The organism is Mesorhizobium sp. P160187 (assembly GCF_057766425.1).
In genome coordinates this window covers 2,663,444-2,675,926 of record NZ_JBYMDX010000003.1, presented here as the reverse complement: position 1 = coordinate 2,675,926, position 12,483 = coordinate 2,663,444, and the positions used below count along the sequence as shown (strand labels likewise).

Sequence of the window (12,483 nt, the reverse complement as noted above, 5' to 3'; positions counted from 1 at the left end):
ATTCTCATGTCGTAGACGGGTCTTAAACGAAAACGGGCGCGACATAAGCCGCGCCCGTTCAACTCTATTGTCAGACCACTCAGGCGGCGTTTTCTTCGCCTTCGGTCTTCTTGTCGCGGGCGATTTCCTTGCCGGTGGCCTGGTCGACGACCTTCATCGACAGGCGGACCTTGCCGCGCTCGTCGAAGCCCATCAGCTTGACCCAGACCTTGTCGCCTTCCTTGACGACGTCCGAGGTCTTGGCGACCCGGTCGTTGGCAAGCTGCGAGATGTGGACGAGGCCGTCACGCGGACCGAAGAAGTTGACGAAAGCGCCGAAGTCGGCGGTCTTGACGACCGTGCCTTCGTAGATTTCGCCGACTTCCGGCTCGGCGACGATGGTATGGATCCACTTCTTGGCCGCCTCGATCTCCTTGGCGTTCGACGAAGCGATCTTGACCGTGCCGTCGTCCTCGATGTTGATCTTGGCGCCGGTCTTCTCGACGATCTCGCGGATAACCTTGCCGCCGGAGCCGATCACGTCGCGGATCTTGTCGGTCGGGATGTGCATGACCTCGATGCGCGGTGCGAACTCACCGAGTTCGGGGCGGGCGCCGGTCAGAGCATGCGCCATCTCGCTGAGGATATGCTGGCGGCCATCCTTGGCCTGGTCCAGCGCGATCTTCATGATCTCCTCGGTGATGCCCTCGATCTTGATGTCCATCTGCAGCGAGGTGATGCCGCCTTCGGTACCGGCGACCTTGAAGTCCATGTCGCCGAGGTGATCTTCGTCACCCAGGATGTCGGACAGAACCGCGAAGCGCTCGCCTTCCTTGATCAGGCCCATCGCGATACCAGCAACCGGCTTGGCCAGCGGAACGCCGGCATCCATCAGCGCCAGCGATGTGCCGCAGACGGTGGCCATCGACGACGAACCGTTGGACTCGGTGATCTCCGAGACGACGCGCAGCGTGTAGGGGAACTGGTCCGCGCTCGGCAGCATCGGACGGATGGCGCGCCAGGCGAGCTTGCCGTGGCCGATTTCGCGGCGGCCCGGCGAACCCATGCGGCCGGTCTCGCCGACGGAGTAGGGAGGGAAGTTGTAGTGAAGGAGGAACTTCTCCTTGTACATGCCGGTCAGCGAATCGACATACTGCTCGTCCTCGCCGGTGCCCAGCGTGGCAACGACCAGCGCCTGGGTCTCGCCGCGGGTGAACAGCGCCGAACCGTGCGTGCGCGGCAGGACGCCGACTTCCGAGACGATCTTGCGGACAGTCTTGAGGTCACGGCCATCGATGCGCGAACCGGTGTCGAGAATGTTCCAGCGCACGACCTTGGCCTGGAGTTCCTTGAACACCGAACCGATCTGCTCGGAGGTGTACTTGGCGTCTTCGCCTTCGGCCGGAGCGAACGCTGCCTTGACCTTCGCCTTGACTGCGTCGACGGCGGCGTAACGCTTCTGCTTATCGACGTTCTTGTAGGCATTGCTGAGCTCGTCGCCGACGATCTTCAGCATTTCGGCTTCAAGCGCGGAGTAGTCCGGCGCTGTGAAATCGCGCGGCTCCTTGGCGGCAACTTCGGCCAGCTTGATGATGGCGTCGATCACCGGCTGGAAGCCCCTGTGGCCGAACATGACGGCGCCGAGCATCAGCTCTTCGCCGAGTTCCTTGGCTTCGGACTCGACCATCAGCACGGCGTCGGCGGTGCCGGCGACAATGAGGTCGAGCCTGGATTCCTGCATCTCGTCGACATGCGGGTTGAGCACGTATTCGCCGTTGATGTAGCCGACGCGAGCGCCGCCGATCGGGCCCATGAAGGGAACGCCCGACAGCGTCAAAGCGGCCGAGGTGGCGACGATCGACAGGATATCGGGATCGTTCTCGAGGTCATGCTGGACGACGGTGACGACGATCTGGGTGTCGTTCTTGTAGCCGTCGGCGAAGAGCGGGCGGATCGGGCGGTCGATCAGGCGGGAAACCAGCGTTTCCTTTTCGCTCGGACGTCCCTCGCGCTTGAAGTAGCCGCCCGGGATCTTGCCGGCGGCGTAGGTCTTTTCCTGGTAGTTGACGGTCAGCGGGAAGAAATCGAGGCCTGGCTTCGGCTCCTTCATCGAAACGACGGTGGCGAGAACCTTAGTTTCGCCGTAGGTCGCAAGCACCGCGCCGTCAGCCTGACGTGCGATCTTGCCGGTTTCCAGGATGAGCGGACGGCCGCCCCATTCGATTTCCACTTTGTGGTAGTTGAACATATCTTGTCCTTAATAAGCGGAAAGGGCCGCGCCGTTTCACGGTGCGCGGATGCCCTTTCCCTGGCTTCCTTTCTCGGGCAGCCACGGGCAAGACAACGGGAAGCTCGGTAAATTTCGGCGCTGGTTAGCGCACGAGCGTCCTGCAATCCTGCCCCATGACCGTCCATGGGCGGTTTCGAGTGGCCTCTGCACGCTCGAAACCGGGTCTGGCCAATCGATGCGACTGGCAGAATGCGCGACCGGCGGGCTCTCCTTCGAAAGCCCGCCGGTCAATTCGTCAACGGCGCAGACCGAGCTTCTCGATCAACGTCTGATAGCGCGCGTCATCCTTGCGCTTGAGATAATCAAGCAGGCTGCGGCGCTGGGAGACGAGAGCGAGCAGACCACGGCGGGAATGGTTATCCTTCTTGTGGTCCTTGAAGTGGTCGGTCAGGTTCTTGATGCGCTCGGAAAGGATGGCCACCTGGACTTCCGGAGACCCGGTATCGCCCTTGGCGGTTGCGAATTCACCCATCAATTCCTGTTTGCGCTCGGCAGTAATCGACATCGTGTTTTTCCTTATCTGTTTGAGGAAACGGGTCGCCCTCAGCCGGGATGTCGTCCAGCAGGGGCCGGTGCAAGCAAAGCGACATGGCGCGATGCTGCGGCGCATATAGGGCAATTCCCCGGAAAACACCAGCCCATTCATAAAGCCGGCTTGTCGCAGCCCTTTGCTCGGGAATCCAAGATTTCCCTGACGCCGAAACCTTACAGCCACTTCTTGCTTTTGAAGAAGACGATCAGCCCGACAGCAACGGCCAGCATGAACAGCAGCGAAGCCGGGTAGCCATAGTAGGCTTTCAGTTCCGGCATGTTCCACGGCGAGATCTCGGGATCGAAATTCATCCCCCAGATACCGACCAGGAACGTTAGCGGCATGAAGATCACCGAGACGATGGTGAGATAAGAGATGACGTCGTTGGTGCGCGCCTGGCTCAGCGACAAATGCATTTCGATCAAGCCGGTCAGCATGTCGCGCTGGTTCTCGACCAGCTCGATCAGCCGCAATGCATGGTCGAGCGTGTCGTTGAAGAAGATTTTCGTCTCCGGCTTGACATAGGGCACGTCGTTGCGGATCAGCGTCGCCAGCGCGTCGCGCATCGGCCACAGCACGCCCTTCAGCACATTGGCGTCGCGCCGCAATTCGTGCAGCTGGCGCATCTGATGCTTGTGAGGCGTGTTGAGCATCTCGTCCTCGATGCCATCGACCTCCTCGCTCGCGGCCTCAATCGGCGGGAAATAGCTGTCGACGATGGAGTCGATGAGCGCATAGGCCAGATAGTCGGCGCCGCGCATCCGCAAGCGGTTGGGCAACGCTGCGGCGATGCGCTTGCGCACTGGGTCGAACGGATCGCCTTCGCGCTCCTGGAAGGTGACGACGAATTTCTTGCCGAAGAACACCGCGATCTGCTCATAGCGATGCACCTTGACGTCGTCGATCATGCGCATGACGACGAAGGCGTGGTCCTCGAAGAAGTCGACCTTCGGCCGCTGGCCGGTGTTGACGACATCTTCCAGAGCCAGTGGATGCAGGTTGAAGATCCGGCCGATCTCCTCGATCAGCTGGATGTTGGCGAGACCGGTGCAGTCCAACCAGACGACCGGCCAGTTGTCGCAATGGGTGTTGAGATCGTCGATGCTGGCATCGTTGATGGTCTTGAATTTTTCAGGCGAAATCAGCGTCAGCCGCAGCTCGGACCGTCGCGCCGCCGGATCGGCGATCAGCGTGCCGGGCGAGGCGCCAACCGGCGGCCGGCGCGTTGTCACCGGCGCCCGCTTCTTCACCGCCTCAGCCTTTGCCATGTGCCCCTCGGATGTGACGTCGACGTAAGACTAGACGAGAGTGGTCAGCCGACAAAGACCCGCTTCGGCTTGAACATGCCTTGCTCGATGGCGCCGATGGCGACAAGCTTGCCGCGCGCGGTGGCGCAGGCTTCCTCGGCTTCCACGGGCGCGTCGCGGCCGCGGATGATGACGGGATTGCCAAGGCGGATCTTGGTCGCCGCTTCGTCGCTGATGGCGATCTGGGGCAGGCAGTCGAGCGCGGCAGCCGTGTCGACAAGCAGCGCATCGATGGCGCCGAAGTCGATCGGCGCATCGGCAACATCGGCGTCGCCCTCTCCGTCAGCTTCGCGCTGTTCGCCGAAACGGGCGACTTCCAGTTCGGCGAGGGTGACGAAATCCTCCTGGGTGAACGGCTCGACCTCGACCCGGCGCAATTCGGCGATATGACCGAAGCAGCCGAGGTCGCGGCCCATGTCGCGGGCCAGCGAGCGCACATACGTGCCTTTGCCGCATTCGACCTCGAACAAGGTGTGGTCGGCAGCGTGCTCGACGATGTCCAGACGGCCGATCTCGATCTCGCGCGCGGGGATGTCGACTGTCTCGCCCCCACGGGCGAGATCGTAGGCGCGTTCGCCTGATATCTTGATGGCCGAGAATTGCGGCGGTGTCTGCATGATGACGCCGGTGTAGTTCGGCAGCAGCGCCCTGACATCTTCTTCCGCCGGACGGCGGTCGGAACTTTGCGTCACCGGGCCTTCGAGATCGTCGGTCGAACGCTCCTCGCCCCAAGCGACGGTGAACCGGTAGATTTTGGCGCCGTCCTGCACATAAGGCACGGTCTTGGTTGCCTCGCCCAGCGCGATCGGCAGCATGCCAGAGGCCAGCGGGTCGAGCGTGCCGGCATGGCCGGCCTTTTCGGCCTGGAAAAGCCATTTGATCTTGGAGACGGCTTCGGTCGAACCCATGCCAACCGGCTTGTCCAGCACCACCCAGCCGGAGATCGGCCGGCCCTTCTTCTTGCCGCGGCGCCCCACTATTTCTCGTCCTTGTCGTTGTCTTCGCCATCGGTACCCAAGTCTCGCGCGACTTCCGGCGATTTCAGCAAATCGTTGATCCTGGCGAAATTGTCGAAGGACGTATCGAGCTTGAAGCGGAACTCCGGCATGAACTTCATCTGGCGGAGCGTGCCGGAGACGCGGCCACGGACGAACTTCGCGTGCTTGTTGAGCGCGTCGATGACCGCACCCGTGTCCTTGGCGCCGAGCGGCGAAACGAAGGCCGTTGCGACCCTCAGATCAGTGGACATGCGCACTTCCGAGACCGAAACCACGGTGTTCTCGATCAGCGGGTCGATAATCTCGCCGCGCTGCAAGGTTTCCGACAGCGCATGGCGCACCTGTTCGGCGACGCGAAGCATGCGCTGGGATGGGCTGGAGGCGGTTGGACGGGGCATTTTTCTCAATCCGGAAAGCGTGAGGCGCGGGATCGGACCGTGCCGCCATGTCTCATATTTGTTCTATGCATGTCGTTTATCCCGCACTTTTGGGCGACAGGCATTAAAGTTAGGGCGGCGGTCTTTCGACCACCGCCCGGTCGTATCGACAGTATACGAACTCAGAGCGTCCGGGTCACCATCTCGACGCGGAAGCACTCGATGATGTCGCCGACGCGCATGTCCTCGTAGTTCTGGAAGGCCATGCCGCACTCCTGGCCGCCCGGAACTTCCGCGACTTCATCCTTGAAGCGCTTGAGGGTCTTCAGCGTACCTTCGTGGATGACGACGTTGTCGCGGATCAGGCGCACGCCCGCTCCACGCTCGACCTTGCCTTCGGTGACACGGCAGCCGGCGATCTTGCCGACCTTGGTGATGTCAAAGATCTCGAGGATCTCGGCATTGCCGATGAAGGTCTCGCGGCGTTCCGGCGACAGCAGGCCGGAAAGTGCTGCCTTCACATCGTCGACGAGGTTGTAGATGATCGAGTAGTAGCGGATTTCGATGCCCGCGGCCGCCGCGGCCGCACGTGCCTGCACGTTGGCACGGACGTTGAAGCCGATGATCGCGGCCCCCGAGGTCTCCGCCAGCGACACGTCGCTTTCGGTGATGGCGCCGGCGCCGGCATGAACGATGCGCGCACGCACCTCGTCGGTGCCAAGCTTGTCGAGAGCGGCGTTGATCGCCTCGATCGAACCCTGCACGTCGCCCTTGATGACCAGCGGGAATTCCTTCAACCCGCTCGTCTGCAACTGCGACATCATCTGTTCAAGCGAGCCGCGCTGGCCGGCATGGCGAGCCACTGCCTTCTCGCGCGCCAGACGCTGGCGATATTCGGTGATCTCGCGGGCGCGGGCCTCGTTGTTGACGACAGCGAAGCGGTCGCCGGCTTGCGGCGTGCCTTGCAGGCCGAGCACCTCGACCGGCATTGCCGGCGGCGCCTCCTTGATCTGCTCGCCACGGTCGTTGACCAGCGCGCGCACCCGGCCCCATTCGTTGCCGGCGACGAGGATGTCGCCCGGCATCAAAGTGCCGGTCTGCACCAGTACGGTGGCGACGGGGCCACGGCCCTTGTCGAGCTGGGCTTCGATGACCACGCCCTCGGCGGTACGGTCCGGATTGGCCTTGAGGTCGAGGATTTCGGCCTGCAGCAGGATCGCCTCGAGCAGCTTGTCGAGGTTGGTGCCCTTGGTCGCCGACACTTCGACGTCCAGCACTTCACCGCCCATCGATTCGACGAACACCTCATGGCGCAGCAGTTCCGACCGCACCTTCTGCGGATCGGCATCATGCTTGTCGATCTTGTTGATCGCCACGATGATCGGAACGCCGGCCGCCTTGGCATGGCTGATCGATTCGATGGTCTGCGGCATGACGCTGTCGTCGGCCGCCACCACCAGGATGGCGATGTCGGTCGCCTGAGCGCCGCGGGCGCGCATCGCCGTGAAGGCGGCGTGACCGGGCGTGTCGATGAAGGTGATCTTCTGACCGTTCTTCTCGACCTGGTAGGCGCCGATATGCTGGGTGATGCCGCCGGCTTCGCCGGAGACGACATTGGCATTGCGGATGGCGTCGAGCAGCGAGGTCTTGCCGTGGTCGACATGGCCCATGATGGTCACGACAGGCGGCCGCGACACCAGGTCCTCGGCATTGTCGGCAATGTTGAACAGGCCTTCCTCGATGTCGGACTCGGCGACGCGGCGGACCGTGTGGCCGAATTCGGTGGCGACCAGCTCGGCCGTGTCGGCGTCGATGATGTCGCCCGGCTTCAGGATCTGGCCCTGCTTCATGAAGTACTTGACCACATCGACAGCGCGCTCGGACATGCGCTGCGCCAGTTCCTGGATGGTGATGGTTTCAGGCAGGATCACTTCGCGCATAACCTTCTCGCGCGGCTCATTATGCATCGCGCGCTTGAATTTTTCCTGGCGGCGACGCATCGACGACAGCGAGCGGGCGCGCGCGTCCTCGTCGGAAAGCGCCGTGTTGAGGGTCAGCTTGCCGCGACGACGGTCTTCCTCGGCCTTGGTCGGCTTGGCCGGGCGCGCCACTTCGGGCGTAACCGGACGGCGTACCGGGGCGCCGGCGGCGGTGCGCTTCGGCTTGACCTCTTCCTCGTCGTCCGATGCCACAAGCTCGGCAGCCTGCGGCGCGCGGCGGCGCGCTTCTTCCTCGGCGCGGCGGCGGGACTCGGCCTCGGTCTGCAGGCGGGCTTCTTCCTCGGCCTGACGGCGCGCGGATTCCTCGCGCTCGCGCTTGCGGCGTTCCTCATCCTCGTTGCGGCGCTTGGCCTCTTCGATGGCGCGTTGGCGGTCCTCGACGTCGCGAACCTTGGAGCCTTCGAGCGCCCTGCGGCGCGCTTCCATTTCATTGCGCGACAGTTCGTTCAGCACCATGCCGCCGCGTTCGGCCGGCGGCGGCGGAGGCGGCGCCTTGGGCGCTTCCTGCACGACGGGGGCTGCCACTACCGCGGGCTTGGGCGTAAATACGGGTGCAGCCACCGGCTCCGGCTTGTCGCCGGGCATGGAGAATTTGCGCTTCTTGATCTCGACCTGGACCTGCTTGGTGCGGCCATGCGAGAAATTCTGTCGCACGACGCTCTGCTCGGTACCGGGGCGCTTCAGCGTCAAGGTCTTCTTCGGTGTAACACTCAACGTCTTGTCGTCGCCCGATTTCGTATCGCTCATTCCATATCCTCTGCAGCATCATCTTCGTCAGCAACGGCCGCAAGCATTGCCAGATCGTCGGGGGTTCCGCCCCGATATCGGTCGAGCGCAACCATGCGCCTCTCAACCGCCTTGCCCGCGTCTCCCGCGAGAACGGCAGCATGTATCACATTTGTACCCCCCAATGCCAAGCTCAACTCGGCCTCGGAGAAAAGTTTGTAGGCAAGGACTGCCGGCCCGCCGAGGTGGACAGTTGCCCGCCGCGCCTGACTGATCTTGCGCACGCCATCGTCGGATGCCTCGGTCGCGTGGAGCACGAAAAGCGCCAACCCCGAGCGCACCGCGCTCTCGACCTTGGTTGCGCCGAGTGCGATCGAGCCAGCCTTGCGGGCAAGGCCAAGCATACCCAAAGCGGATCGTGCAAGCAGTCCGTCGACCATGCCGCCGAGATCGGGCGGCACGACGACCTGCGCCTTGAAGGCGCGGGCAAACAGGTTCTTCGCCGCCGCCTTGTCGATATGTAGGCGGTCGGCGCTCACCCAACAACCACGGCCGGGCAGATTTCTCTTCAGGTCAGGAACGACGGCCGAATCCGGGCCGACGACGAAACGGATCAGCTCATCCGGCTCGGCTTGCTTGCGCGTGACGATGCAGGTGCGATCGTTCATCTCGTCCTGGGGCGGGTTGTGTGCGATGCGGTTTCACCTCACGCACCAACGGCTTCGTCAGCCGGGACCTGTTCGGCTGCAAGCTCGTCTTCGGTGATCCAGCCGGCCTTGAGGCGGGCTGCCAGAACCATCTGCTCGGCGTCGGCGCGCGACACGCCGTGATTGGCGAGCACACCCGGGAATACCTTGGTCTCGCCGTCTTTGCGTTCCTTCCAGCCGGTCAGGTCGTCGGCGGCATAGCCGGCGAAATCCTCGATCGTCTTCACGCCATCCTCGCCGAGCGTCACCATCATGGCGGTGGTGACGCCAGGGATCTCGCGCAGTTCGTCGGTGACGCCCAGCGCCTTGCGCTTGTCGTCATGCTCGGCTTCGATCTTCTCCAGATATTCGCGGGCGCGGGTCTGGATCTCCGAAGCGGTGTCTTCGTCGAAACCGTCGATCGAGGCGATCTCGCCCGAATCGACATAGGCAACTTCCTCGACGCTGGTGAAGCCTTCGGAGGCCAACACCTGGCCGACCATCTCGTCGACATCAAGGGCTTCCATGAACAGCGACGAGCGTTCGACGAATTCCTTCTGGCGGCGCTCGGACTCCTCGGCCTCGGTCAGGATGTCGATGTCCCAGCCGGTGAGCTGCGAAGCAAGACGCACGTTCTGACCGCGACGGCCGATGGCCAGCGACAGCTGGTCGTCGGGAACCACCACTTCGATGCGCTCGGCATCCTCGTCGAGCACCACCTTGGCGACTTCCGCCGGCTGCAGCGCGTTGACGATGAAGGAGGCGGCCGAAGGCGACCACGGAATGATGTCGATCTTTTCGCCCTGCAATTCGCCGACCACGGCCTGGACGCGGCTGCCGCGCATACCGACGCAGGCGCCGACCGGATCGATCGACGAGTCACGCGAAATGACGGCGATCTTAGCGCGCGAGCCTGGGTCGCGGGCGACCGACTTGATCTCGATGATGCCGTCATAGATTTCCGGCACTTCCATGGTGAAGAGCTTGGCCATGAACTGCGGATGGGTGCGCGACAGGAATATCTGCGGGCCGCGCTGTTCGCGGCGCACGTCGTAGACATAGGCGCGGACGCGGTCGCCGTACTTGTAGTTTTCACGTGGGATCAGCTCGTCGCGGCGGATAATGGCCTCGCCACGGCCGAGATCGACGATGACGTTGCCATATTCGACGCGCTTGACGGTGCCGTTGACGATCTCGCCGATGCGGTCCTTGTATTCGTCATACTGGCGGTCGCGCTCGGCCTCGCGCACTTTCTGCACGATGACCTGCTTGGCTGACTGGGCGGCGATGCGGCCGAAATCCATTGGCGGCAGCTGTTCGGCGATGAAGTCGCCAAGCTGGGCGTCCGGATTGCGCTCGCGGGCCGAGGAAATGGCGATCTGGGTGGCGTAGTCGTCGACCTTCTCGACCACTTCCATCAGCCGCTGCAGCTTCATCTCGCCGGTGTTGGCGTTGATGTCGGCGCGGATGTTGGTTTCCTGGCCGTAGCGCGAGCGCGCGGCCTTCTGGATCGCATCAGCCATGGCGGCAATGACGATCGACTTGTCGATCGACTTTTCACGCGCCACCGCGTCGGCGATCTGCAGCAGTTCAAGTCTGTTGGCGCTTACAACCATCTTATTTCTCCCGAGCTTGTTGCCGAGCTTTTAGGCCCGGCCGCTCATCATAGTTCCTGTTCGATTTCGTCTTCCGCGCCGCCTTCAGCACCTTCGGGTGCATCATCAGCTTCGCCGCGGCGTTTCTTGGCTTCCTTGCGTTCCCGGTTGTCCTTCGAAAGGGCATCGCGAATAAGGTCGTCGGTGAGGATCAGCCGCACATCGGCGATCGCGTCATAAGGAATGCGAACCGTCGGCTCTTCGCCGTAGGCGGCCTTGTCGCGCTCGAGCAGCATGTCGTCTTCGCCGGCTTCGGCGATCTTGCCCTTGAAGCGCTTGCGGTCGGCGACCGGCACCGAGGTTTCCATCTTCACCAGATGGCCGGTCCAGGTGACGAAATCCGACTTGCGTACCAGCGGCCGGTCGATGCCCGGCGACGACACTTCGAGATGATAGGCCTTCTCGATCGGGTCATCGACGTCGAGCGCCGGCGACACAGCGCGGCTAACCTCTTCGCAATCCTCGACGGTCATGGTGCCGTCCTCGCGTTCGGCCATGATCTGCAGCGTCAGGCCGTTCTGGCCCGACAGATGCACCCGCACGAGGCGGAAGCCAATGCCTCGCAACACCGGCTGAACGATCAGCGCGATGCGCGCATCGATACCGCTTTCGCGGATGATGCGGTCGTCGGCTTCGCTTGCCGTTGCAGTCATGCGGTTCCTGTCGTTCTCTGGATCAGGATGATCGTCGTCCCGAACCATCTCTTTGCTGATGGCTGACCGGCAGGTAATAAAAAAGAGCGGGACCGGGTGGACCCACTCTTCGTCATACCGACCAAGAATTTGAGGCTGATATAGACGATCCCGGCCGGTGTTTCAAGTCTGTTGACGGGCCGGGCAGAGTGCAGCGGGGACGGCTGGCAGGATTGCGCGCGGCGCATGCCGGCTATGCGGTAACGGCCCTGTGATCCCGGATTTCACATCCCTATCTATGTTGCACTGCACAAATCAAAGATGAGCGCGCGGTGGCGCGCGGAAGGTCAAGACAATGAGCAACCCTACCGTGTTTTCCGCCATAGGCGACGCCTTTGCCCTGTTCGGCAGCGCCGTTGCCGCCTCGCGGGCCGTCGAAGCCGGCCGCAAGCCGCGCGCCAACGATCTGCGCCGGCTTGGCATGGACCCGACCGCTTTCGGCAAGATCGGCCGTTTCTGAAGCCAGACCGGCTGTCGATGCGGGATACTTTCCCGCATCGAACTATTTTCTGATGAAGGTGAGATAGGCCGGCCGTCGGCCCTCGCGAGTGGCTTTCGCCTCGTAGCGTGTGCCCGGCCAGCCTTCATAGGGCCGATGCCAGTCGGCCCCATCTTGCGCCTGCCAGAGGAGCCCGCCATGCGCCCGACAGTGCAACAAGGTCCAGTTCACATAGGTGTCGATGTCGGATGCGAAGCGGAATTTTCCGCCCGGCTTCAGCACGCGCGCGAACCGATCGAGGTTGAGCGGGCTGACAAAACGCCGCTTCCAGTGCTTTTTCTTCGGCCAGGGATCGGGGTAGAGCAGATCGATGCCGTCGAGCGACGCCTGCGGCAACCAATCGAGCAGGCGCGTGGCGTCGTCGTCATAAACGCGAAGATTGGCAAGCGGCTTTTCCCGCACCGCCATCATCAGCTTGGCCATGCCGTTGACGAACGGCTCGACACCGATGAAGCCGGTCGCCGGTGCCTCCGTGGCACGGTGCAGCAGATGCTCACCGCCGCCGAAGCCGATTTCCAGCCGAACCGTTGAAACATCCGCTGAGAATAGCGCGCGCAATTCTGCCGGTGCCTGGACGGAGAGGTCGAGGCCATAGGCCCCAAGACCGCTTTCCAGCGCCGCCGCCTGCTGCGGGCGAATGGTCTTGCCGTGCCGGCGGCCGAAGAACCCTTCGGTCGCCCGGCTCCGCCTGTCCTGTGGATCCATGGCCTGGTCGCGCGCCGCGCTTAGATTGAGATGAGAT

General features: G+C 63.0%; 11 protein-coding genes. 1 reads left to right on the top strand and 10 read right to left on the bottom strand.

All coding sequences use genetic code 11. The features are described 5' to 3' along the window. Positions 1–79: 79 nt before the first annotated feature. The 9 genes from pnp to rimP all read right to left on the bottom strand — a co-directional run bounded on the left by pnp (position 80) and on the right by rimP (position 11,203). On the bottom strand, positions 80–2,227 hold the full coding sequence (gene pnp / locus AC3CCE_RS16310) for a polyribonucleotide nucleotidyltransferase (protein ID WP_352510973.1): 2,148 nt from the start codon (positions 2,225–2,227) through the stop codon (positions 80–82). A 277-nt stretch (positions 2,228–2,504) separates the two neighbouring features. Beyond that, a complete protein-coding gene (gene rpsO, locus AC3CCE_RS16305) occupies positions 2,505–2,879 on the bottom strand; it encodes a 30S ribosomal protein S15 (RefSeq protein ID WP_280790898.1) in 375 nt (124 codons plus the stop codon). A gap of 95 nt (positions 2,880–2,974) precedes the next feature. Then, positions 2,975–4,069: a magnesium/cobalt transporter CorA gene (gene corA / locus AC3CCE_RS16300; protein ID WP_023738181.1), complete on the bottom strand. Its 1,095-nt coding sequence runs from the start codon at positions 4,067–4,069 to the stop codon at positions 2,975–2,977. 44 nt (positions 4,070–4,113) lie between these two features. Further along, a complete protein-coding gene (gene truB / locus AC3CCE_RS16295; protein WP_352623925.1) occupies positions 4,114–5,085 on the bottom strand; it encodes a tRNA pseudouridine(55) synthase TruB in 972 nt (323 codons plus the stop codon). Next, complete coding sequence (rbfA, locus tag AC3CCE_RS16290) at positions 5,085–5,504, bottom strand: 30S ribosome-binding factor RbfA (protein WP_352623927.1); 420 nt, start codon at positions 5,502–5,504, stop codon at positions 5,085–5,087. The genes truB and rbfA overlap by 1 nt, the downstream gene beginning before the upstream one ends. A 161-nt stretch (positions 5,505–5,665) precedes the next feature. Next, positions 5,666–8,230 carry a translation initiation factor IF-2 gene (gene infB, locus AC3CCE_RS16285; protein ID WP_023669557.1) on the bottom strand — a complete coding sequence of 855 codons (2,565 nt, stop codon included), beginning with the start codon at positions 8,228–8,230 and terminating at the stop codon, positions 5,666–5,668. Then, positions 8,227–8,877 carry an RNA-binding protein gene (locus AC3CCE_RS16280; protein WP_023669556.1) on the bottom strand — a complete coding sequence of 217 codons (651 nt, stop codon included), beginning with the start codon at positions 8,875–8,877 and terminating at the stop codon, positions 8,227–8,229. The genes infB and AC3CCE_RS16280 overlap by 4 nt, the downstream gene beginning before the upstream one ends. Before the next feature lie 38 nt (positions 8,878–8,915). Continuing rightward, positions 8,916–10,511 (bottom strand): transcription termination factor NusA, encoded by a 1,596-nt coding sequence (gene nusA / locus AC3CCE_RS16275; RefSeq protein ID WP_023669555.1) that lies wholly within the window; start codon positions 10,509–10,511, stop codon positions 8,916–8,918. Positions 10,512–10,558: 47 nt separating this feature from the next. Continuing rightward, entirely contained in the window at positions 10,559–11,203 is a 645-nt protein-coding gene (gene rimP / locus AC3CCE_RS16270) for a ribosome maturation factor RimP (RefSeq protein ID WP_023669554.1), read from the bottom strand. Positions 11,204–11,537: 334 nt separating this feature from the next. Between rimP and AC3CCE_RS16265 the strand changes: the two genes are divergently transcribed. Then, positions 11,538–11,702 (top strand): hypothetical protein, encoded by a 165-nt coding sequence (locus AC3CCE_RS16265; RefSeq protein ID WP_352623930.1) that lies wholly within the window; start codon positions 11,538–11,540, stop codon positions 11,700–11,702. Between the two features lie 42 nt (positions 11,703–11,744). Here the strand turns inward: AC3CCE_RS16265 and trmB are convergent, their stop codons facing one another. Then, the gene (trmB, locus tag AC3CCE_RS16260; protein ID WP_352444004.1) at positions 11,745–12,446 is read right to left on the bottom strand and encodes a tRNA (guanine(46)-N(7))-methyltransferase TrmB; all 702 of its coding nucleotides are present in this window, start codon (positions 12,444–12,446) and stop codon (positions 11,745–11,747) included. Between the last annotated feature and the right edge of the window lie 37 nt (positions 12,447–12,483).

Bases quoted from the DNA above. Each gene is read 5' to 3' on its own strand.
- rbfA (WP_352623927.1), bottom strand. From the start codon at position 5,504: ATGCCCCGTCCAACCGCCTCCAGCCCATCCCAGCGCATGCTTCGCGTC.
- AC3CCE_RS16280 (WP_023669556.1), bottom strand. From the start codon at position 8,877: ATGAACGATCGCACCTGCATCGTCACGCGCAAGCAAGCCGAGCCGGAT.
- infB (WP_023669557.1), bottom strand. From the start codon at position 8,230: ATGAGCGATACGAAATCGGGCGACGACAAGACGTTGAGTGTTACACCG.
- rimP (WP_023669554.1), bottom strand. From the start codon at position 11,203: ATGACTGCAACGGCAAGCGAAGCCGACGACCGCATCATCCGCGAAAGC.
- nusA (WP_023669555.1), bottom strand. From the start codon at position 10,511: ATGGTTGTAAGCGCCAACAGACTTGAACTGCTGCAGATCGCCGACGCG.
- trmB (WP_352444004.1), bottom strand. From the start codon at position 12,446: ATGGATCCACAGGACAGGCGGAGCCGGGCGACCGAAGGGTTCTTCGGC.
- rpsO (WP_280790898.1), bottom strand. From the start codon at position 2,879: ATGCGCCGCAGCATCGCGCCATGTCGCTTTGCTTGCACCGGCCCCTGC.
- pnp (WP_352510973.1), bottom strand. From the start codon at position 2,227: ATGTTCAACTACCACAAAGTGGAAATCGAATGGGGCGGCCGTCCGCTC.
- corA (WP_023738181.1), bottom strand. From the start codon at position 4,069: ATGGCAAAGGCTGAGGCGGTGAAGAAGCGGGCGCCGGTGACAACGCGC.
- AC3CCE_RS16265 (WP_352623930.1), top strand. From the start codon at position 11,538: ATGAGCAACCCTACCGTGTTTTCCGCCATAGGCGACGCCTTTGCCCTG.